The organism is Terrabacter sp. GCM10028922, assembly GCF_042666095.1.
Classification (GTDB): domain Bacteria; phylum Actinomycetota; class Actinomycetes; order Actinomycetales; family Dermatophilaceae; genus Terrabacter.
The window spans coordinates 346,921-368,327 of sequence record NZ_JBHTFG010000036.1; the positions used below are offsets into that span (position 1 = coordinate 346,921).

17 protein-coding genes are annotated in these 21,407 nt (G+C 68.6%); 8 read left to right on the forward strand and 9 right to left on the reverse strand.

Annotation, left to right across the window (positions count from 1 at the left end):
• Positions 1-25: 25 nt before the first annotated feature.
• Entirely contained in the window at positions 26-880 is an 855-nt protein-coding gene (locus tag ACFQU3_RS24150) for a fumarylacetoacetate hydrolase family protein (RefSeq protein ID WP_385914645.1), read from the reverse strand.
• Positions 881-1,003: 123 nt separating this feature from the next.
• Here ACFQU3_RS24150 and ACFQU3_RS24155 point away from each other — a divergent pair, with 123 nt between their 5' ends.
• The 8 genes from ACFQU3_RS24155 to ACFQU3_RS24190 all read left to right on the forward strand — a co-directional run bounded on the left by ACFQU3_RS24155 (position 1,004) and on the right by ACFQU3_RS24190 (position 9,062).
• Entirely contained in the window at positions 1,004-2,290 is a 1,287-nt protein-coding gene (locus tag ACFQU3_RS24155; protein ID WP_385914648.1) for an enolase C-terminal domain-like protein, read from the forward strand.
• Entirely contained in the window at positions 2,287-3,240 is a 954-nt protein-coding gene (locus tag ACFQU3_RS24160) for an aldo/keto reductase (RefSeq protein ID WP_385914651.1), read from the forward strand. Before ACFQU3_RS24155 ends, ACFQU3_RS24160 begins: the two co-directional genes overlap by 4 nt.
• A complete protein-coding gene (locus ACFQU3_RS24165; RefSeq protein ID WP_385914654.1) occupies positions 3,237-4,088 on the forward strand; it encodes an amidohydrolase family protein in 852 nt (283 codons plus the stop codon). Before ACFQU3_RS24160 ends, ACFQU3_RS24165 begins: the two co-directional genes overlap by 4 nt.
• A gap of 27 nt (positions 4,089-4,115) precedes the next feature.
• Positions 4,116-4,580 (forward strand): RbsD/FucU family protein, encoded by a 465-nt coding sequence (locus ACFQU3_RS24170; protein ID WP_385914656.1) that lies wholly within the window; start codon positions 4,116-4,118, stop codon positions 4,578-4,580.
• Positions 4,577-6,121, forward strand: coding sequence for a sugar ABC transporter ATP-binding protein (locus ACFQU3_RS24175; protein ID WP_385914658.1), 1,545 nt, complete (start codon positions 4,577-4,579; stop codon positions 6,119-6,121). Before ACFQU3_RS24170 ends, ACFQU3_RS24175 begins: the two co-directional genes overlap by 4 nt.
• A complete protein-coding gene (locus tag ACFQU3_RS24180) occupies positions 6,118-7,128 on the forward strand; it encodes an ABC transporter permease (RefSeq protein WP_385914661.1) in 1,011 nt (336 codons plus the stop codon). Before ACFQU3_RS24175 ends, ACFQU3_RS24180 begins: the two co-directional genes overlap by 4 nt.
• A 104-nt stretch (positions 7,129-7,232) precedes the next feature.
• Positions 7,233-8,216, forward strand: coding sequence for an ABC transporter substrate-binding protein (locus ACFQU3_RS24185; RefSeq protein WP_385914664.1), 984 nt, complete (start codon positions 7,233-7,235; stop codon positions 8,214-8,216).
• A gap of 87 nt (positions 8,217-8,303) precedes the next feature.
• A complete protein-coding gene (locus ACFQU3_RS24190) occupies positions 8,304-9,062 on the forward strand; it encodes a FadR/GntR family transcriptional regulator (protein ID WP_385914667.1) in 759 nt (252 codons plus the stop codon).
• 25 nt (positions 9,063-9,087) lie between these two features.
• Here the strand turns inward: ACFQU3_RS24190 and ACFQU3_RS24195 are convergent, their stop codons facing one another.
• The 8 genes from ACFQU3_RS24195 to ACFQU3_RS24230 all read right to left on the reverse strand — a co-directional run bounded on the left by ACFQU3_RS24195 (position 9,088) and on the right by ACFQU3_RS24230 (position 21,369).
• Positions 9,088-11,523 carry a glycoside hydrolase N-terminal domain-containing protein gene (locus ACFQU3_RS24195; RefSeq protein ID WP_385914670.1) on the reverse strand — a complete coding sequence of 812 codons (2,436 nt, stop codon included), beginning with the start codon at positions 11,521-11,523 and terminating at the stop codon, positions 9,088-9,090.
• A gap of 42 nt (positions 11,524-11,565) precedes the next feature.
• A complete protein-coding gene (locus ACFQU3_RS24200) occupies positions 11,566-13,215 on the reverse strand; it encodes an ABC transporter substrate-binding protein (protein ID WP_385914673.1) in 1,650 nt (549 codons plus the stop codon).
• A 130-nt stretch (positions 13,216-13,345) separates the two neighbouring features.
• Complete coding sequence (locus ACFQU3_RS24205) at positions 13,346-14,224, reverse strand: carbohydrate ABC transporter permease (RefSeq protein ID WP_385914676.1); 879 nt, start codon at positions 14,222-14,224, stop codon at positions 13,346-13,348.
• A 113-nt stretch (positions 14,225-14,337) separates the two neighbouring features.
• Positions 14,338-15,285 (reverse strand): ABC transporter permease, encoded by a 948-nt coding sequence (locus tag ACFQU3_RS24210; protein ID WP_385914679.1) that lies wholly within the window; start codon positions 15,283-15,285, stop codon positions 14,338-14,340.
• Positions 15,275-17,767 (reverse strand): glycoside hydrolase family 2 TIM barrel-domain containing protein, encoded by a 2,493-nt coding sequence (locus tag ACFQU3_RS24215; RefSeq protein WP_385914682.1) that lies wholly within the window; start codon positions 17,765-17,767, stop codon positions 15,275-15,277. Before ACFQU3_RS24215 ends, ACFQU3_RS24210 begins: the two co-directional genes overlap by 11 nt.
• Before the next feature lie 237 nt (positions 17,768-18,004).
• Positions 18,005-19,075: a LacI family DNA-binding transcriptional regulator gene (locus ACFQU3_RS24220; RefSeq protein ID WP_385914684.1), complete on the reverse strand. Its 1,071-nt coding sequence runs from the start codon at positions 19,073-19,075 to the stop codon at positions 18,005-18,007.
• A gap of 92 nt (positions 19,076-19,167) precedes the next feature.
• Positions 19,168-19,992, reverse strand: a complete 825-nt coding sequence (locus tag ACFQU3_RS24225; protein WP_385914687.1) for a DeoR/GlpR family DNA-binding transcription regulator — start codon at positions 19,990-19,992, stop codon at positions 19,168-19,170.
• A 93-nt stretch (positions 19,993-20,085) separates the two neighbouring features.
• Positions 20,086-21,369, reverse strand: coding sequence for a LacI family DNA-binding transcriptional regulator (locus tag ACFQU3_RS24230; protein WP_385914689.1), 1,284 nt, complete (start codon positions 21,367-21,369; stop codon positions 20,086-20,088).
• Positions 21,370-21,407: the final 38 nt, after the last annotated feature.

Sequence of the window (21,407 nt, forward strand, 5' to 3'; positions counted from 1 at the left end):
TCCCTTGGTCGGAATGGCTACTGGGTCAGACGAACTGCTGACGGGCGCGGCCGAGGCCGTCGATCTCGACCTCACAGACGTCACCGGCAGCGAGGTAGGGGAAGCGGCCGGAGAGAGCGACACCCTCCGGGGTGCCGGTCAGGACGAGGTCACCCGGTTCGAGGACGAGGTACTGGCTCAGGTGGTGCACGATCGTCGTGACGTCGAAGATCATGTCGGCGGTCGACGAGTCCTGGCGGGACTCACCGTTGACCCAGCTGCGCAGCCGCAGCGACTGGTGGTCGAGCTCGTCCGGAGTGACCAGCCACGGCCCGGTGGGGCTGAAGCCGGCGCAGCACTTGCCCTTGCTCCACTGGCCGCCCGAGACCGCCAGCTGGAAGTCCCGCTCGGAGACGTCGTTGACGGCGACGAAGCCGGCGACGTGGTCGAGCGCGTCAGCCGGCGAGTGGAGGTAGGACGTCCGCCGGCCGATGACGATGCCGAGCTCGACCTCCCAGTCCGTCTTGGTGCTGCCGCGCGGTATGGCGACGTCGTCGTCGGGGCCGACGACGGTGTTGGGCAGCTTGAGGAAGATGACGGGCTGCTCCGGCGGCAGCGCGCCGGACTCGGCCGCGTGCGCCGCGTAGTTCATGCCGACGCAGATGACGGCCCCTGGCCGACCGATCGGGGCGCCGCGCCGTAGGCCGGCGACATCGAGGACGGGCAGGTCAGCGAGCCCTGACCGAAGGGCCTCCGCGCCGCCTTCGGCGAAGAAGGCCGGCCCGAAGTCGCCGCCTAGCTCCGGCCGCGCCGTGAGGGCGGGGCGTGCATCGTGCCACACCCCGTCGTGCAGGACGGCGGGCACCTCGGCGCCCGCGGGGCCGAAACGAGCGAGTTTCACGACAGACCTCCGACGTTGTTGAACGAACAGTTGCGCCTCGACCAAGGAGCATGGCGCTGCTGGCACTTGACACACCATAAAGATCGGATGTTTCATGGCGCAAGTCCCATCCAAAGGAGAGTCATGAGCCAGTTCATCGCCCTGCACACCCACGACGTCCGGTTTCCGACGTCGCTGATGCTCGACGGGTCCGACGCGATGAACCCCGACCCCGACTACTCCGCCGCCTACGTACGCCTCGTCACCGACGCCGACGACGGCCTCGAGGGACACGGCTTCGTCTTCACCATCGGCCGCGGCAACGACGTCCAGGTCGCCGCCATCGAGTCCCTGCGTGATCACCTCATCGGCCACGACGTCGAGGCCCTGCTCGACGACATGGGCGCGGCGTGGCGGCATTTCGTCTACGACTCGCAGCTGCGCTGGCTGGGCCCCGAGAAGGGCGTCATGCACATGGCGATCGGCGCCGTGCTCAACGCCCTCTGGGACCTCAAGGCCAAGCGTGCGGGCCTGCCACTCTGGCAGCTCCTGTCGACGATGACGCCCCAGCAGCTCGTCGACTGCGTCGACTTCCGCTACCTCACCGACGCGCTCACCCGCGACGAGGCGCTCGCCATCCTCCGTGCCGCCGAGCCGGGCCGCGCCGAGCGCACCGCACAGCTGCTCGCGACCGGCTATCCGGCCTACACGACCACGCCGGGCTGGCTCGGCTATGACGACTCGAAGCTCGAGCGACTCTCGAAAGAGGCTGTGGCGCAAGGCTTCTCGCAGATCAAGTTGAAGGTCGGTGCCGACCTCGAGGATGACCGTCGACGCCTCGCCATCGCCCGCGCCGCCGTCGGTGGCGACATCCGCATCGCCATCGACGCCAACCAGCGATGGGACGTCCGAGAGGCCATCGAGTGGGTCAAAGCACTCGAGGAGCACGACATCAGCTGGATCGAGGAGCCCACCTCCCCCGACGACGTGCTCGGCCACGCCGCCATCGCGCGCGGCGTCGCCCCGATCCCGGTCGCCACCGGCGAGCACATGATGAACCGGGTGCTCGCCAAGCAGTTCCTCCAGGCCGACGCCCTCGAGGTGCTCCAGATCGACGCGACCCGCGTGGGTGGGGTCAACGAGAACCTCGCCATGCTGCTCCTCGCCGCGAAGTTCGGCGTCAGGGTCTGCCCGCACGCCGGCGGCGTCGGCCTCTGCGAGGCGGTGCAGCACCTCTCGATGTTCGACTACGTCGCCGTGTCCGGCACGACCGAGGACCGGTTCATCGAGTTCGTCGACCACCTCCACGAGCACTTCGTCACGCCGGTCGAGATCCGCGACGGCCACTACGTCGCACCCACCGCGCAGGGCGCCTCCACCGAGATGCTGCCCACCAGCATCGTCGAGTACGAGGTCGTCGCCCAGCCATGACCCTGGCCACCGAATCCCTGACGCTCGGCACCGCCGCCCTCGGCAACCTGTTCGAGGCGATGAGCGACGCCGAGGCGCAGGCCGTGCTCGAGACGGCCTGGCAGCTCGGGATCCGGTCCTTCGACACGGCGCCGCACTACGGCCTGGGGCTGGCCGAGGTGCGCCTCGGACGCTTCCTGCGCGGTATGCCGCTGGACTCGGTCCACGTGTCCACGAAGGTCGGTCGACTCCTGCGCCCCAACCCCGGCGGGCCCGAGCGCGACCCCGACCTCTTCGACGTGCCGGGAGACGTCCTGCGCGTCTGGGACTTCTCCGAGACCGGGGTGCGGACCTCCCTCGCCGAGTCCCTCGACCGCATGGGGCTCGACCGGGTCCGCACGCTCTACCTCCATGATCCGGAGAAGGCACCCCACGCCTACTCCGCTTGCGACACAGGGCTGTCCGCACTTGCTGCTCTCCGCGAGGAACGCATCGTCAGCCGCATCGGGGTCGGTTCCATGGATGAGTCGGCGTTGCTCGCCGCGGCCCAGAACGACGTCACCGACGAGCTGATGGTGGCTGGGCGGCATACGCTCATCGACCACACCGCGAGCGCACGGCTGCTTCCGCTGTGCCGCGAACGCGGGGTCGCGGTCGCCGCGACGGCGGTCTACAACTCCGGGCTCCTTGCCACGCCCCGCCCATCGGGCAGGTTCGACTACGCGGAGGCCCCGGCGGACGTCGTCGCGCGGGCCGAGCGGCTCGCCGACGTCTGCGAGGCTCACGGCACCGACCTGCCCACGGCAGCACTGCACTACGCGGCGCTCGACCCGGCGGTGACCTCCGTCGTGTTCGGCGCCCGGACTCCTGCACAGGTGCGCGAGAACGTCGCGCGCGCTGCCGCGACACCCGTCCCCGCCCTGTGGAGCGCGCTCGCGGCCGAAGGTCTCGTGCCGGAGGTGGTCCGATGACCGACTCGCTGCGCCTCGACACGCATCTGCACCTCTGGGACCCGGACCTGGGCGTCTACACGTGGCTGACGCCGGACCACGGCGTGCTGAACGGGGCATTCACCGCAGCGCAGGCGGCCGCCGAGCTCGAGGCCGCCGCGGTGGGCCACGCGGTCCTGGTCCAGGCTGCCGACTCCGCAGTCGACACCGAGGCGATGCTCGACGTCGCGGCTGCCAACGACTGGGTCGCCGGCGTCGTCGGCTGGATCGACCTCGAGCGGCCGGACGGCGCCCGAGAGTCGCTGGAGCGGTGGTCTGCCTCGCCCGCCTTCTGTGGTGTGCGCCAGCTCATCCACGACGACGAACGACACGATGTGCTCGACCTGCCGGCAGTCCGTGAGACGTTGGCCGTGCTTGCCGCACATGGCCTTCCGCTGGATGTGCCCGACGCATTTCCACGGCAGCTGGATGGAGCGACGCGGGCGGCGGCATCCCTCGACGAGCTCACGGTCGTGGTCGACCACCTGGCCAAGCCACCACGGGGCAGCGACGCGTTCGACACCTGGCGTCGAGGACTGCGCGAGATCGCCCGGCACGACAACGTCGTCGCCAAGCTGTCCGGGCTCGAGCGCGCCGGCCAGCCATGGACCGTCGACGCCCTGCGCCCCGTCTGGGAGACCGCGCTCGACGCCTTCGGTCCGCAACGGCTCATGTTCGGCAGCGACTGGCCGATCACGGTCACGAGCAGCGGCTACCCAGGGACTGTCGACGTCGTCGGCACCCTGATCGGCGAGCTCAGCCCGGACGAACAGGCGGACGTGTGGTGGCGCACCGGCACCCGCACCTACCACCTCGACCTGACCGGCTGACCCACACGAAGCACCTGAACCACCTGCATGACCATCGATTCCAAGGACGTGATCGCGTTGCTCCAGGGAGTGAACCCCCTCCTCACCGGGCCTGTGCTGCTCCACCTCGACGCCATGGGTCACTCCGACTCCGTCGCCGTCGTCGACGCACACTTCCCGGCGGCACGGGTCGGCCGGGTGGTCGTCGACCTGCCGGGCACCACCTCACCCGAGGTGCTCGCTGCAGTCTGCTCGGTCCTGCCGGCCGACGACGCCCCCGCGCTGGACCTCATGACGTCCGCGGACGGCTCGGTGCTTCCGGTGCAGGAGGAGCTCGTGGAGGCTGCGGGGCTCCGCCCTGACGCGGTGCGCTACGTCGACCGCTTCGCCTACTACGACCTCGTCACGGACGCGCACCTCGTGCTGCGCACCGGCGAGACGCGCGTGTATGGAAACGCCCTGTACCGCAAGGGACTCGTCACCCTCGGCGCACCGGACGGATCATCGTCATGACGGACACCCTGCTCCTCGAGCTCGAGGGAGTCAGCAAAGGCTTTCCCGGCGTCCAGGCCCTCACGGATGTCCGGCTGGACCTGCGACCCGGTGAGGTCCTCGCCCTCGTCGGTGAGAACGGAGCCGGCAAGTCGACCCTCATGAAGCTGCTGTCGGGCATCCACGCTGCGGACGCCGGGCACTTCCGCCTGGGCGGCGTGGACTTCACCCCCGAGAGCCCCCGTCACGCCGAGTCGCTGGGGATCAGCATCATCCACCAGGAGTTCAACCTCATGCCCGACCTCACGGTCGCGCAGAACATCTACATCGGTCGTGAGCCTCGCACCGGTGGCTTCTTCACCCGCGACCGCGCGCTGAACCGCGCAGCCGGCCAGCTGCTCGACCGCCTCGGCCTGGCCCTCGACCCGCGCGCCCTCGTGGGGTCCCTCACCGTTGCAAAGCAGCAGATGGTCGAGATCGCCAAGGCCCTGTCGCACGAGGCGAGGGTCCTCGTCATGGACGAACCCACGGCGGCCCTCAACGACACCGAGGTCGAGGTCCTCCACGGGCTCATCCGGCGTTTCGTCTCCCCGTCCACCGGCGTCATCTACATCTCGCACCGCATGGACGAGCTGAAGGCGATCTCACAGCGCATCACGGTCCTGCGCGATGGCAGCTACGTGGGCACGGTGGGGACGGCAGCCACGTCGATGCCCGAGGTGATCTCGATGATGGTCGGCCGCACGATCCAGACACACGCTCGTCCCGAGAACGTTCGCGACGACCGCGAGACCCTCCTCTCGGTCCAGGGGCTCTCGACGAAGGCTCTGCTGCAGGACGTCAGCTTCGAGCTGCGTCGCGGCGAGATCCTCGGCTTCGCGGGCCTCATGGGTGCCGGACGGACGGAGGTGGCTCGTGCCCTCGTCGGCGCCGACCCGGTCACCGCCGGCACGTTCACGCTGCGTGGCCGGAGCGTGCGCATCGGCAACCCGGCCACGGCCGCGGAGCTCGGCATCGGCTACCTCTCCGAGGACCGCAAGCAGCTCGGCCTCATGCTCGAGCAGTCGGTGCAGACCAACATCGCCCTGTCGTCGCTCAGCGACCGCTTCTCGCGAGGCCCCTTTGTCGACGACAGGGCGATCGCCGCCGCGGCCACACGCTCCGTCGAGGCCCTCGGCATCAAGACGCCCTCGATCCGCCAGGAGGTGCGCAACCTCTCTGGCGGAAACCAGCAGAAGGTCGTCATCGCCAAGTGGCTGACGAAGGACTGCGACGTGCTGATCTTCGACGAGCCCACCCGAGGGATCGACGTCGGCGCCAAGGAAGAGATCTACCGCCTGCTCAACGACCTTGCGGCACAGGGAAAGTCGATCATCATGATCTCCTCCGAGCTGCCCGAGGTGCTGCGCATGGCGCACCGCGTGCTCGTCATGAGCGCAGGCCGCATCACCGGGGAGCTCTCCCACGACGAGGCCACCCAGGAGAGCGTGATGCACCTCGCGACCCTTCCCACCCACTCCCCCGTTCCCGACTCGACGGCCGACAAGGCAGGACTCGCATGACCACCGACACCACGACGCAGCCCGCCACCACCACCGCGACGGCAACCCCGGCGTCGACTCTGCGCGACCGGCTCCAGCAGCTTCTGGCGTTCGCGAGCCTCATCGTCATCGCGATCTTCTTCTCGGTCGCGAGCTCGACGTTCCTCACCTACGGCAACATCGTCAACGTCCTCTTCTCGACGGTCGTCATCGGGCTGCTCGCCCTCGGCACGACGTTCGTCATCATCACCGGCGGCATCGACCTGTCCATCGGCACGGGGATGGCGCTGTGCGCCGTCATGTCAGGTCAGTTCATCGTCAACTGGCACGTGCCGTGGCCACTCGGGGTGCTCCTGGCCGTCGCCTTCGGCGGGTTCCTCGGGTTCGTCAACGGCTTCAACGTGGCCCGCCTCGGGCTCCCGCCCTTCATCGCGACACTCGCCACGATGCTCGTCGCCCAGGGCCTCGCCCTTGTCGTGTCGCACAGTGCCCCGATCTACTTCAACGACTCCCCCGGCTACCTGAAGCTGTCGACCGGCAACCTCATCCCGGGCCTCAACTTCCCCAACGCCGTCCTCATCCTCATCATCGCCACGACGGTTGCCGCAGTCCTCATCAGTCGCACGATCCTGGGCCGCTACACCTTCGCCATCGGCAGCAACGAGGAGGCGACGGCCCTCTCCGGCATCAACGTGGCGAAGTGGAAGATCATCATCTACACGCTCGCCGGTCTCTTCACGGGCCTCGCCGGCGTCATGATCTCGGCCCGGCTCGGCTCGGCCCAGCCGGCCACCGGCGCGGGTTACGAGCTCCAGGCGATCGCCGCCGTCGTGATCGGTGGCACCTCCCTCGCGGGCGGGAAGGGCTCGATCGTCGGCACGGTCATCGGGGCCCTGATCATCTCCGTCCTCAACAACGGCCTCCAGCTGATGTCCATCCCGCAGGAGTGGCAGAACGTCATCCTCGGCGTCGTCATCCTCATCGCGGTATACGCCGACATGGCGCGGAAGCGGGCCAGTGCCACCTGACCCAGCCTGACCAGCGTGACCCGGACCGACCCCACAGATCTCCGGTGCGAGCCGGAACCCACGGCCACCAGGCCGACCCACCCCTGAAGAAGGAGAGATCCACCATGCGCAGACGTCAGCTCATGACGGCCGCGGCCACCTCCGTGCTCGCCCTCGCGCTCGCCGCGTGCGGCCAGAACGGCACCAGCACCGCAGGCTCGACCGGCGCCGCCGGCAGCGAGAAGCCCTACATCGCCATCGTCTCCAAGGGCTTCCAGCACCAGTTCTGGCAGGCGGTGAAGAAGGGCGCCGAGCAGGAGGCCGCCAAGGAGGGCGCCACCATCACCTTCGAGGGCCCCGCGACCGAGAAGGAGGTCGAGGCCCAGATCACGATGCTCACCAACGCACTGGCGAAGCAGCCCAAGGCCATCGGCTTCGCGGCCCTCGACTCGAAGTCCGCTGAGGGCCTGCTCCAGCAGGCCAAGTCCGCGAACATCCCCGTGATCGCGTTCGACTCCGGTGTCGAGTCCGACGTGCCCCTCACGACGGCTGCGACCGACAACAAGGCCGCGGCCGCCGAGGCCGCGAAGCACATGTCCGAGCTCCTCGGCGGCAAGGGCAAGGTCGCCATGATCGTCCACGACCAGACGAGCCTGACGGGCCAGCAGCGGCGCGACGGGTTCATCGACTGGATGAAGGCCAACGCCCCCGGCATCACCCTGGTCCCGGTCCAGTACGGCGACGGTGACCAGGCGAAGAGCGCCGACATCACCAAGTCGATCCTCGCCGCCAACCCTGACGTCAAGGGCATCTACGGCGCCAACGAGGGTTCTGCCATCGGCGTCGTCAAGGGCGTCCAGGAGGCCGGCAAGACGGGCATCACCATCATCGGCTTCGACTCCGGCAAGGCACAGATCGACGCCATCAACTCCGGGCTGATGGCCGGCGCGATAACCCAGAACCCGGTCGGCATGGGAGAAGAGCTCGTCAAGGCCGCGATGAAGGCCATCAAGGGCGAGCCTCTCGAGAAGTCGATCGACACCGGCTACTACTGGTACGACAAGACCAACATCGACGACCCGAAGATCCAGGCGGTCCTCTACCAGTGAGATGTCCGGGCGCCCGCGCCGTCACGCGGCGCGGGCGCCCGACGCCGTATTCTCAAGCCAGCAGCACTCACGGAAGGCAACCCGACGATGGCCGTGACGGACGAGGCGATCACCAAGATCAAGGAGATGATCGTCTCCGGTGACCTGGGCCCCGGCAACCGACTTCCTCGCGAGGCTGATCTCGCCGAGCGACTCGGCTTGTCACGCAACAGCCTCCGCGAGGCGGTCAAGGCCCTCTCCCTCATCCACGTCCTCGACGTGCGTCAGGGCGACGGCACCTACGTGACGAGCCTCGAGCCCTCCCTGCTCATGGGCGCCATGGAGTTCGTCGTCGACTTCCACCAGGACGACACCGTCCTGCACTTCCTCGAGGTGCGGCGCATCCTCGAGCCGGCGGCGACGGCGATGGCCGCGCTACGGATGAGCGACGACGGTGTCGCCGACCTGTACCGGCACCTCGATGCCATCGCCGACGCCCCGACGATCGACGAGCTCGTGGCCGCCGACCTCGAGTTCCACCGCAAGATCGCCGACGGCTCCGGCAACAACGTCATCGGATCGCTCCTCGACGGCCTGAGCGGCCCGACCCAGCGGGCGCGCGTGTGGCGCGGCCTCACCCAGACCGGTGCGGTCGAGCGCACCATGGCCGAGCACCGTGCCATCGTCGACGCGATCGCCGCTCGCGAGCCCGACGTGGCCCGCAGCTGGTCGACGGTCCACATCGCCGGCATCGAGCTGTGGCTCCGCGAGGCCCTCGGCGACCGCGCCGGCAGCAGCCGAGCCACCGTCCCGCCTGGCCCTCCCGGGTACGCCTCTGAGCGGGAGGGCGGCGGCGTTCCCGCCTGAGCGCGTGGGCACCCGACGCTGATGCTCAGCGCGCTGTGACCGTGGAGTCGCAGCCTGTTGGCGCTGCGACCCGGTAGGTGTCCCCTGCCCGCGCGGACCACGTGAGCTGGAGACGCCCGCCGACGCCCTCCGTGCACTGGGCCTCGACCGTTCGACCCTCATGGTCGAGGCAGACGCCTGCCCCAGCGACGTCTTCAGGGATCTCTACCGTGACGTCGCCGTCGCGCGCCACCCGCAGCCTGGCCATCGTGAAGCGACCCTCGTTCCAGTAGACGTCGACGACACGTCCGCCTGGGCAGCGCACACCCTCGAGGTGCCCGTCAGGCGCTCCGGGCAGTGGCGCGGCCAGGAGCACGACGACCCCCTCACGGTCTTGGACGTAGGCCTCCGCAAGGCCGGCCACGACGCCGAGGTTTCCGTCGATCTGGAAGACGAACCCCTCGGACCACGCCCCGTGCGGATGGATGCCCAGCAGGGAGGGCGAGCTCAGCGACTCGACGAAGTTGTCGACGGCTCGCTGCACCAGTCCCGGCTCACGCAGACGTGCACCGAGACACAGCACCCACGCCTGGCTCCACGAGGTGTAGCCCGACCCGTGGGACAGGCGCTGCCGCAACGACGCAGCGGCGCCCGCGAACTCCGCCGGGGTGCCGGACTCGCTGATGCGGCGGCCGGGGTGGAGCCCGTAGAGATGTGACAGGTGTCGGTGCCCCGGCTCGGATCCCTGAACGTCGCTCGACCACTCCATGAGAGTGCCGTCGACCGCGATGCAAGGCAGCCGGAGACGCCGGAGCGCCTCCGAGGCACGCGAGCTGCGAGCGCTGTGCGACTCGCGATCGACCGTGGCGAGCCGTGACAGGGCCACGTAGTGGCTGAGGACCTCGTGGGCGAGCTCCTGGTCGACCGTCGAGCCGGCAGACACCGCGGCAACCTCCCCCGAGCGCATGACGAAGCGATGCTCGGGCGATGTCGAAGGGCTCACCCGCAGCCGGTTCTCCCCGTCGTCCACCAAGGTCGACAGGATGAAGTCGGTGACCGTGGCGTGGGCCGGCAGCGCCACGTCACGAGCGAACGTCTCGTCCCCCGAGTGGGTCCACTGCTCCCACAGGGACGCGAGCAGCCACGCCTGGGCCATGGTCCAGTTGGCCCACTGCACGTCGCCCGACACGGGTAGCGAGAACCGCCAGAGGTCCGTGTTGTGGTGCGTCACAGAGCCGTCCGCGGCATAGATCGCCGACGCGATCTGGCCACCTGCGTCGATGAGCTCACACGTGAGGCCGGTCAGTGGGTCCTGGAGTGGTGTCAGCCCCAGCGAGTGTGTCGGCCAGTAGTTCATCTGGACGTTGATGTTCGTCGTGTAGTTGCAGCTCCAGGCCGGCCGGGCATCGACGTTCCAGATGCCCTGGAGGTTGGCAGCCTGCGAGCCCGGCCTCGAGCTGCTGATGAGCAGGTACTTGCCGAGGTGGAACAGCAGCTCGGCGCGACCGGCCGGGGAAGCCTCTACCGGTTCGAGCCCCTGTTCCGTGGGCGCGGCCTTGCCGGTGAGGTCGAGGTCGGTCCGGTCGAAGAAGGCTCGGTAGTCGTCCACATGCTCGGCGAGCAGGTCGCTGGTCGGGCGCGCGAGAGCCTCCTCGACGCGACCCCGCGCCAGCGTGGACAGTGCCTCGACGTCGGCGCTCGGGCGCTGGTCCCATCCGCGGTGGCCGGTCGCCGCCGAGACCAACAGCCGGAGGGAACGTGAGGACGTTCTCTGCACCGCTGCTACGACCGCGAAACCCATTCCCGCATCGACGAGCCCATCCGCGTCGGGTTCGTCCGTGGCGTAGACGACCGGATCGGCGGCATCGACGTAGTCCGGCAACGCACGCGCCGGGGCGCGCCCCGTGACGACCGTCCACACCACGTCGCCGGTGGTCCACGTGGACAACCGTGCCCCGACATGAGGAACGAGGAGCTGGGGTTCGGGAAGTCCTCGGTGGACCGCTCCCTCGGCCTCATGCACCAGAACTCCGGCGGGGGCCGACACGAACGCCGTGGTCGCGACAGCCCCGCCCGGGCCGTCGACCCGGCTTCGGGCTACTGCCTCGGACAGGTCGAGCGACCGCTCGTAGTCGGAGCGCGAAGCGGCGTCGGTCTCGGGGGTCACGGCCCAACGCAGCTGCCCCAGCGGCTGGTACGCCTCGGTCCAGCCCGCGCACTGGAGCTGACGCGCGATTCGGTCCGCCTCGACATGTGCCCCGCGCTGGGTCGCGGCGCGCAGCTCCTCGACCAGGTGGGACCGCGGCGAGCTGCGCACTCCGCTGCCGGGCCCGCCGGACCAGAGCGTGTCGATGTTGAGGTCGATGCGTTCGTGGTCCGGCAGGCCGCGGACCACGGCCCCCAGCCATCCGTTGCCGAGCGGGAACCCACCGGTGAAGCCGGTTGCAGGACGGGTCAGGGCAATCGTGTGTCTGGATGCCATGGAGTGAAGGTGCCTTTCTCTGGCGGAGGGAGTGGGGCGCCGTCACTTCGACGCGTCGTACGCCTTCTGCATCAGGGTCAGGTAACGCTGCAGTCCGAGGGCGTTCAGGCGCTCGAGGTAGGCGTTCCAGCTGGCGTCATCGAGCGGCTTCTGTCCCGTGACCCACTGCAGCTGCTGCTGGGCTGCGAAGTTCTGCAGGTTGGTCTGCAACTGGGCGACGTCTGCCTGGTCAGCGGGATCGACCCAGACGCTCCAGGACGGGAAGAGCTGGTCACGCGGCTGGAGGCCTTCGTAGAGCTTGGTGGCGTTGAAGAGGCGTCGTTCGTAGCCGGACGGCTCGTACACGTCGGTCGGCTGCACCTGCGCGTTCCGGAAGGCCATCGAGCTGTAGTACTGCGCCATCGCGCCCCAGGCGTTGTTCGCCGGAGGAGCGCCTTCCTTGGCGGGAAGCGTCTTGAACAGGGGCGTCAACGACGGGTCGAGCGCCTTCTCGCCGGCAGCCGGCTTGACCCAGTTGACGCCGTCCTCGCCGAACTCGGCGCGCAGGTGGCCCTGCGTGCTGACGAGGTAGTCGACGATCTTGATCGCCGCGATCTGCTGCTCCGTGGAGGTCTTCGCGGTCAGGACGAACGCGCCGCCGGCCGAGGGCTGGCCCCACGTCGCGTACCTGGCTCCGGACGGACCGGTGAGCGGGGGTAGGGCGTCGTACTGCTTGTCGCGCCCGTCCTTCTGGCCCAGGGTGACGAGGTTGGCGGGGTGCAGCGTCGCGGCCGCGCCGACGAGGACACCGTTGGCGTTGTCGCCCTCGGCCTTCATCGCGTCGTAGTTCTGGCTGAAAGCCGCCGGATCGATGAGTCGCTCCGAGTAGAGCGACGCGATGTACTCCAGACCCGCCCGGAAGGCCGGCGCAGCCGCCTGGAACTGGACCTTGCCCCCTGACAGCCCGAGCGGCGTGACATCGGCCTTCGACGGCCCCGGGTCGTAGATGAAGGCGTTCATGAGGTACGGGATGAGGCCGCCCTCGACGTTGTTGGCCAGGCCCGTCAGCGGGATCTCGTCAGCCTTGCCGTTGCCGTTCGGGTCCTTGGTCTTGAACGCTCGAAGCACGCTGCGCAGCTCCTCGGTGGTCGTCGGCTGCTTCAGGCCGAGCTTCTTGAGCCACGCGCTGTTCATCCACAGCTTCGTCCCGTAGGAGCAGTGGAAGCAGTCGTTCCACTGCGGCAGGCCGTAGATCTTGCCGTCCGGTGCGGTCGCGATGCGTTTCCACTGAGGCGTCTCGGCGAACGCCTTCTTGATGTTGGGCGCGTACTGGTCGATGAGGTCGTTCAGGGGGAGGAAGACTCCCTGCTTCCCGTACTTCTGCAGCTCCGCCGGCGAGAACTGGGTGACCCAGGGGATGAGCAGGTAGGCATCGGGCAGGTCTCCGCTGGCCAGGGAGATCTGCCGCTTCTCCGAGGCGGATGCGCCGTCGTAGGTCGTGGTCTGCCAGGTGATGGCCACCCCGAGCTGCTTCTCGAGCTGCTTGGTCAGGGAGTTCGCGGACAGCTTCTGGTTTGGGTCCTGCGGCGCGAAGACCGTCAGGCCGACCTTGCCGTCGGCGCGGGGGGCATCGCCGCCTCCCCCACTGGTGCAGGCGGTTACCGCCAGGGCTGCGGTGGCGAGGATGGCGGCGGAGCGTGTCCGACGCGTCAAGTGTCCGAGCATGGGTCGTCCTTCTTCGTTGGAGGAGTGGCGTGGAGGGGTGCGCTGCGTGCGTCTGGTGGTGGGGCGCTCCGGTCCTGGTGAGGGCCGAGACCGAGCCGACCTGGGGTGGTGTTCCCGGTCAGCCCTTGACAGCACCGATGAGGGTGCCCTTGATGAAGTGCCGGGCCACGAACGGGTACACGACGAGCGCGGGCACCGTGGACACGACGATGAGGGAGTACTTGAGCAGGTCCGCCATCTGGCGGCGCTCCAGCATCTGGCTGGCGTCCATGCCGGAGCTCGTCTGGGTGTCGAGGACCAGTACGTTGCGCAGCACGAGCTGCAGCGGGTACAAGTCGTCGGACTTGAGGTAGATCAGCGCGTCGAAGTACGAGTTCCACTGCATGATCGCGTACATGAGGGCCACGACCGCGAGCATCGGCTTGCACAGCGGGAGTACGACCGACCAGAGGATCCTCAGGTCACTCGCGCCGTCGAGCTGGGCCGCCTCGATGAGCTGGTCGGGGATCGCCGACGAGAAGTAGGCGCGGGCGATGAGCACCTGCCAGACGCCTACGGCGTTGGGGACGATGAGGGCCCATCGTGTGTCGAGCATGCCGAGCGACTGGACGACCAGATAGGTCGGGATCAGGCCGCCGGCGAAGAACATGGTGAAGACGATGAACCGCGTGAGCGCCTTGGCCCCGAAGAGGTCTGGGCGCGAGAGCGGGTAGGCGATCGCGACGGTCAACACGAGGCTGAGCACGGTCCCCGCCCCCGCGTAGATCACCGAGTTGAGCAGGCCGCGGACGATCTGGTCGTTTCGCAGAACGGCCGCATAGCCCTTGAGGCTGAAGTCCACAGGCCAGAACAGGACCCGCCCGGACGACACGGCTGCCGGTGAGCTGAAGGAGCTGGCCAGGATGTTGAGCAGGGGAAGGAGGACGACGAGCAAGAACACTCCCAGCAGGAGGTAGACGCTCACCATGAAGACGCGGTCAACGCGCGAGTCCCTCACGGCGCCAAGCCTGCCCGAGCGAGGTCGACGTCGACGCAGCCGACGGCGTGCGGCCCGTTGCGAGTCCTCCCGGTCGGTTGCGACTCCTTCAGGTGCCTGGAGCAGGATCTGGTTCACCACAGCGACGACCCTCCGATCCGCTTGACGATGGCGTTGACCACGACGAGCAGCGCCAGGTTGACCACGGCATTGAACAGGCCGACAGCGGTGGCCAGGCCGAAGTCGGCGTTGAGAAGGCCGATCTTGTAGACGTAGGTCGAGATGATCTCCGACGAGCCGAAGTTCAGCGGGTTCTGCAGCAGGAAGGCCTTCTCGAATCCCACCGCCATCAGGTTCCCGACGCCGAGGATGAGCACCACCGCACAGGTGGGGAGGATGGCGGGGATGTCGACGTGCCGGATGCGCTGCAAGCGGCTGGCTCCGTCGACCTTCGCCGCGTCGTACAACGCGGGGTCGATCCCGGCCAGGGCGGCCATGTAGATGACGGCCGAGTAGCCGGCGGTCTGCCAGATGTCGGACCAGACGTAGAGGTGGCGGAAGGCCGCCTCGCTGCCCATGACGTCCAGTCCCCCGAGACCGAGCGGCTCGAGGAGCCGGCTGGCGATCCCGATCCGGGGAGCGAAGAACAGCATCATCATCGAGACGACGACCACCGTGGAGATGAAGTACGGCGCGTACGTCACCATCTGGACCGTGCGACGGAAGAACCGCGAGCGGATCTCGTTGAGGCACAGGGCAAGGATGAGCGGCACCGGGAACCCGGCGAGGAGGTAGTAGCCGGACAGCTGGAGCGTGTTCGTGACGAGCGACCCGAAGACGGGGTTGCCGAACATGCGGGAGAAGTTGTCCCAGCCGACCCACGAGCTGCCCCATGGACCGAGGACGACGCTGTAGTCCTTGAACGCGATCACCGCATTGGCCATCGGCACGTACTTGAAGACGACAAAGAAGAGCAGTGGGACGACCATCAGCAGGTACAGCTGCCAGTGGCGTTGCAGGCTCTGCCGAGCGCGGAACCGGCGTGTGACCCGCACGGGACGCGTAGACAGGTCAACGGCCATACGCGTGCACCTCCTTCACCTCTCTGGGCACGGTTGGGAACTCGACGGTGACCGACCGCCCGGACACGGAAGGCAGCTCGAGGTCGAGCGACGTTCGGTTCGAGGAGGGAACGTCCATCGTGTGCACGGCGTCGTCCGCGTCGACGCGCACCGTCAGTGGGGCCTCGACGCCGTCGTCGGCGAGCTCGATCCGTACGTGCGTGATGGTCCATACGCCTTCGAGATCGACGCGCACCCAGCTGCCCTCCGCTTCGGCCTCGGGCAGCCACCCCCCTTGGGCCACGTAGTCGGTGATGTGGTGGGCTGGGTGCTTCGGGTCCTGGCTGCTCGCTCTGGTGGGACGCTTGGCCGCGAGCGGTCGGGCCCCACCCCGGTTGAGTCCACGCACCGATGGCGGCCCTGGCTGCACTCGCAGGGGCCGGCCGTCCCAAGGCCGGCCACCTGTCGCCTCGATGACCACGACGACCGGCTCCAACGCGTGGGCGGCGGCCCGGACCCGGATCGTGCCGGCACGAAGCGGGCGCAGCTCGATGGCTCCGCGGCCCTCGAGCAACGACAGCGTCAAAGGACTGAGCTCGAGACGACGCCCCGTCGGGAACACCCCGGGGCCGTCGACGACCTCGAGCCTCACCAGCCGTTCGTCGTCGACGACCCGGCCCTCCTGGTCGACGAGCTCGACGGTCAGGTGGACGTCCTGCGTTCCGTTCGCCACGACGGTGGTCGCGTCCGCGAGCAGGCGTACGCCCGTCGCCGACGCGGCGTGAGGCCACTCCGGTGGCGGGACGCCGCGCAGATGCCGGCGGTACCAGTAGTACGAGCGGAGGGGAAGACGGTGGTAGTCGACGAAGCCCATGGCCCCCATGCCGTCGACGATGCTGCCGTGGTGGAACCCGCACCACAGAACGACACCGGAGCGCCAGTCGTGAGACCTCTCGGTGCCGTACCCGAAGCGATGCTCGAACGTGCCGGGCCGGTGCTCGACGACGCTGCCGTACTCGCTCACCAGGCTGGGGTGCCCCGGGTCGTGGAAGAGGGCTGCTCCGTCGCCGTTGTACCCCGCGAGATCACCGAGAACGTCGAAGCCACCGCGCTGGGCACCCCCGATGGCGGCGGGCCGCGTCGGGTCGAGCCGGCGGGCGAGCTCGGCGAGACTGCGAGTGATCTCCTTCGCCCTCTCGACGACGGCGTCGTCGGTGAAGAACACCTCGTTGCCGGTGCTCCACGTCACGACGCTCGGGCTGTTGCGGTTGACCCGGATCATCTCGGCCATGCCCTGAAGACAGGCCCGGTCGAACGCCTCCCAGTGCTCGGCATCGGGCGGATAGGCGCTGGCACTCCAGAACCCTTCCGCGCTCTCCCCACCGATCCCCCAGAACGCGAACTCCGACCAGAAGAGCAGCCCCTGGCGATCACACTCGCGGGCGAACTGCACGTGGTGCGGGTAGTGGGAGCCTCGGACGAAGTTCATGCCCGCGCGACGAATGAGGTCGAGGTCGCGGCGAATTCCGCTGTGCGTCACAGCATCCGCCCATCCGGCGTGGTCTTGGTGCACGTTCGCCCCGTGGAGCGTGACGTGCCTGCCGTTGAGGTAGAAGCCCCGATCGGCAGTGAACTCGAAGGTGCGAACGCCGAAGCGGGTGCGTCGGTGCTCGACCACTGCGTCATCCACCACGAGCCGCTGGTGCAGGACGTACTGGTGCGGGTCGGAGATGTCCCAGCAACGCGCCTGCGTGATGTGCAGGGACTGGTCGATGTCGGTCCGGCCCGGGGCCAGCAGGGTGGATGACTCGGAACGGTCGGCAACGACCGTCGGTGACTCTTCCGCCTCGATCCAGGATGTGAGGATCGCTCCGACCGGAGAGGTGAGGTCGCTGAGCACCTCGGTACTGACCGAGACTGCCGCGCCGCCGTCGTCGGTCGGGATGGCGCTGATCGCGGTGCCGTACCACGCGAGTCGCACGGCACCGGCTCGGACCAGATGAACGTCGCGGTAGATGCCGCCGTTGAAGACGTGCTCCCCGGCCCGGGGCGGCAGGGTGGCGTCCCACTCGTTGTTGACGCGGACGGCGAGGATGTTCGGGCCCACCCGGCACGCTGACGTGATGTCGATGAGGAATGCGGTGTAGCCGCCGCGGTGGCCGTCGACGGCGACGCCGTTGACCCACACCTCGCAGTCCTGGAACACGCCATCGAACTCGAGCCCCACAAACCCCTCGAGGTCGTGTACGTCGAGCTCGACCTTGCGACGGTAGACACCGCGCCCGACGTAGAACTCGGTCTCCATGAAGTACGGAGTCCCGAACGAGTGCGGGAGCACGACGTCGAACCAGTCCTCCGTCTCGCAGGTCTGCGCCGTCCACGACGGGTCGTCGCCATAGGCGAAGACCCAGTCGGTGTTGAGGATCTCTCGAGAGGCGATGGTGGTCTGTCGGTCCCCGCTCGGCACGAGTCGCTGGTGCAGGTTGAGGGTGCTCTCGTTCACTGCAGGTCCACCTTGACCTTCCGGTTCTGCGCCTTTACGCGCGAGTGGTCGCTTGGCGCCACTCCCCCGAGCGAGCGCAACGGGCCTGTCGATCCGTCTCGTCCCGTTTTCCGTGAAGGTTCACGGAAGTGATGTTGCATCAAGGTAGAACCGCCCGATGGGCGTGTCAAGAGATCGTTGCGACGTCTCAGGGGGCGGTCGCGCCGGACTCTCGGAGCCGCGCCGACTCAGACTGACTCAGGCCGACTCGCGCCAGAGGATCCGCGGACGAACGATCCGCCGGAGCGGGTCGATCACCCGAAAATCGTTCTCCGACAACGTTTGAACCACGTCAAGGGCCGCGTCGACCAGGGCATGACGGTCCAGGCTGAGCGTTGAGAGCTTGGGGCTGACACCCTCACCGAGCGTCAGTCCGTCGATGCCCATGATGCGCACATCGCCTGGCACTCGGATGCCGAGCGCGTGCGAAGCCTGGACGGCGCCGATCGCCATGAGATCGTTGAACACGACGATACCGTCGGTCTCCGGGGAGGTGCGGACCAGTTCCGCAAATGCCTGGGCGCCGCCTGCAATGGACTCCTCGCCGACGACAAAGGCGCCACGCTCGTCGTCCGACACCATGGTCTCGAGGAAGGCGCGCCGAGGGGTTGGGACGTACCGGCCGTCACCTCGCGTCGAGTAGCTGGAGTCGATCATGCCCAGTCGGGTCACGCCACGACGTCGCAGGCCGGCAACGGCCTCCACGAGCCCCGCCTCGATGTCGAACTCGACGGAGTGCAGACCCGGAGCCGAGCTGTCACGCTCCAGCAGGACAAGCGGCATACCTCGGGCAGCGGCAGCAAGCTCGGCGTCGGGCATGACGAAGTGACCGACGAGCACGTCGACCTGCCGTCTCAGCAGCTCCAGGGAGGCGGCCTCCCCGGCTGCGTGCGACCTGCCCGCGGCGCGCGGCAGGTCTGACCCCGCCTCCTCGGGCGCCTCGGTCGAGGCCATGAGCACCTGGTATCCGCGCGCCGTTGCCCGATGCACGAAGTCGCCGGCGATCTCGGTGTAGTAGGGGTTACGGAACGAGGCGACGACCAGTCCCAGTGCCACGGTCTTTCGGCGCTCCACAAGGCTGCGAGCCTGGCGACTCGGCCGATAGCCGAGCTGCTCGCTCACCTCGAGCACGCGCTGCTTGGTGACCTCGTTGATCTCGTCCATGTCGTTCATCGCACGGGTCACCGTCTGACGCGAGACACCGGCGGCTGCGGCGACGTCGTTGATCGTCACCCGCTTCCGATGGCTGCTCGCGTTCACGGGGCGCACTATAGCCTCCGCCTCGCGTCGGTCCTGGTCACTGGCGTACGACGGTCGATCGCTGGTGATTCCGGCGCAGGCAGCGGCCGACCGGAGCGGGATCAGGAGGCCTGCCTGCGGGCAAGGTTCCCCGCGCCCTCCGTCCCGGCATGCTCTGCCGCTGGCCTGAGCCCGTCCAGATCGACGGCGGGAGAGGCTCGGCCGTCATCCTCGGACCGCACCCGGTCGGTCACGAAGACGTCGACCGCCGCCAGGGGCAACGCGGCGAAGAGCTCCACGCGCCCCCAGGCCGGCGCAGGCGCGACGACGCTGACCGAGTTGCTCACGGCGGCGAAGGCCTTGAGCGCCTCACCGTCCATGACGTCACCCGAGGTGAGGCCGGCATCGCGATCGAGGGCGGAGGCTCCGACGATGAGGTGGTCCACCCGCAGCTGCGTCAGCTGCGAGACCGTGATCGGGCCGCCGACTCCGTCCGTCGACGTCGGCAGCCCGCCGAGCACGACCAGCTCCAGGCCCAGATGGCGTGTCCGGTGCAGGACGTCAGCGGCCGAGACCGAGGTGGTGACCACGGTCAGGTGAGGGACCAGGGCGAGAGCGTGGGCGATCTCGACAGCGCCCGGCCCGGTTCCGAGCCCCACACGATCACCGGCCTGAACACGGCTGACGGCCTCTCGCGCCAGCGCCGTGAGTCTCGACGCGCTCCCGCCGACCTGGTCACGAGGAAGCAGTCTGGGCGCGTGAAAGCGACCGAAGACGCCGCCACGGACGCGGACCAGACTCCCGTTTCGCACGAGGGCAGCGACGTCGCGACGGACGGTGCTCTCCGAGACGCCGAGCAGTGTTGCCAACCGGGAGTGGTCACACCCCGCAGGGCCGGCATCGTGGACGATCTCGACGATGCGGGAGTGACGTGTCGCCACGAGCATCTGCCTCTCCTTCCGTGTCACGCTCGGTCAGCACCCGTGCGACGCGCACCGCTCGTGCCCTTCGTCGCGTCATTCGTCGCGTCACTGACTGCCTCATGTGGCGGCTCGCGCCGTCGAGCCGCGCACGACCAGTCTCGGCGGAACGGGGAGCACCTTCGGTCGTCGCTCGGCCGCCCCGGGCGCGATCATCTGCAGCAGCCGCTGGATGGCGAGCTGACCCGAGGCCCTGAAGTCGACATGGACGGTGGTGAGCCCGGGCCTGGCATAGGGCGCGATGCGGATGTCGTCGAAGCCCGTCACGCTCAGCTCTCCCGGCACCGACCGGCCGTTCTCCCAGACCGCCGCCAACGCCCCGAGAGCCATCTCGTCGTTCGCGGCGATGACCGCCGTTGCAGCCGCCGGGACTGCCGCGGCCGCTTCGTAGCCCGACGCCACGGACCAGTCGCCCGTCTCGGCACCGACCACGCGCATGCCGTGCGCGGCGCATCGTTCTTCGACGGCCCGGCGCCGCTTGGCGGAGGAATACCATCCCTCCGGGCCGTTGATCACGAAGACGTCGCGATGCCCCAGCTCGTGCAGGTGGTCGACGACGAGAAGCATCCCCGGGTCCACCGACCCTTGCGCGTGCTCACCTTCGATACCGTCACCGTTCACCTCTCGCAGGAGCGGGACCGGCAGCTCGACTCGATCGAACAGGTCGGCGAGCACGTGGGTCGGGGCGAACGCCATCGCCCCGGCGACGTGCGAGAGGTCGACGTCCCTGATCGCGGCGGCGCTGACGCTCAGGTCGTTGACATCGAGGGGAACGACGTCGAGCACGAATCCCGCCTCGGCGGCGGCGCGGGTGGCAGCGGCGATGATGTTGCTCGGGCCCGCCTCCTCGATCTCGTGCACGAACAGCACGATCCGGGTCGGAGTCCCCAGCCGGAGTGCACGCGCCAGCGGGTTCGGCTTCCACCCCAGGTCGTCGATCGCTGCCTGGACGCGTTGCCGGGTGACTGGCCGAATTCCTTCGAACCCCCGAACGTAGCGGGTCACCGTCTGCGAGGAGACTCCCGCCTGCCGCGCGACGTCGTGAATGGTCGGCGGACGCGGGCTGCGCAGTTCTTCCGTCATCGGCTGATTCCTCTCCAGGCCGGAAGATTGACACTGGCGCCACCGAATGTCAATCGATAACATCTGCGGCATGTTTATCGATAACGAGCCCACGGGCGGTCGCCCGGAGATCGAGCGGAAGGCACACCGGAGATGACCTTCCGAGCTACGCCGACCGGATTCGTCTGGCGCGGCGGCGGGGAGACGGTCCAGGTGGATGCGTGGGGACGCGGCATCCGTGTGCGAGCCCTGCGTGGCGGTGAGCCCGAGGACCGCGACCATGCGCTCCTCGCGGATGCGGCGACCGGCCCCCGACAGAC

Coding starts and splice junctions, on each gene's coding strand:
- ACFQU3_RS24210 (WP_385914679.1), bottom strand. CDS start 15,285: ATGGCCGTTGACCTGTCTACGCGTCCCGTGCGGGTCACACGCCGGTTC.
- ACFQU3_RS24180 (WP_385914661.1), top strand. CDS start 6,118: ATGACCACCGACACCACGACGCAGCCCGCCACCACCACCGCGACGGCA.
- ACFQU3_RS24225 (WP_385914687.1), bottom strand. CDS start 19,992: ATGCTCGTGGCGACACGTCACTCCCGCATCGTCGAGATCGTCCACGAT.
- ACFQU3_RS24185 (WP_385914664.1), top strand. CDS start 7,233: ATGCGCAGACGTCAGCTCATGACGGCCGCGGCCACCTCCGTGCTCGCC.
- ACFQU3_RS24160 (WP_385914651.1), top strand. CDS start 2,287: ATGACCCTGGCCACCGAATCCCTGACGCTCGGCACCGCCGCCCTCGGC.
- ACFQU3_RS24190 (WP_385914667.1), top strand. CDS start 8,304: ATGGCCGTGACGGACGAGGCGATCACCAAGATCAAGGAGATGATCGTC.
- ACFQU3_RS24195 (WP_385914670.1), bottom strand. CDS start 11,523: ATGGCATCCAGACACACGATTGCCCTGACCCGTCCTGCAACCGGCTTC.
- ACFQU3_RS24165 (WP_385914654.1), top strand. CDS start 3,237: ATGACCGACTCGCTGCGCCTCGACACGCATCTGCACCTCTGGGACCCG.
- ACFQU3_RS24175 (WP_385914658.1), top strand. CDS start 4,577: ATGACGGACACCCTGCTCCTCGAGCTCGAGGGAGTCAGCAAAGGCTTT.
- ACFQU3_RS24155 (WP_385914648.1), top strand. CDS start 1,004: ATGAGCCAGTTCATCGCCCTGCACACCCACGACGTCCGGTTTCCGACG.
- ACFQU3_RS24170 (WP_385914656.1), top strand. CDS start 4,116: ATGACCATCGATTCCAAGGACGTGATCGCGTTGCTCCAGGGAGTGAAC.
- ACFQU3_RS24230 (WP_385914689.1), bottom strand. CDS start 21,369: ATGGTCGCGGTCCTCGGGCTCACCGCCACGCAGGGCTCGCACACGGAT.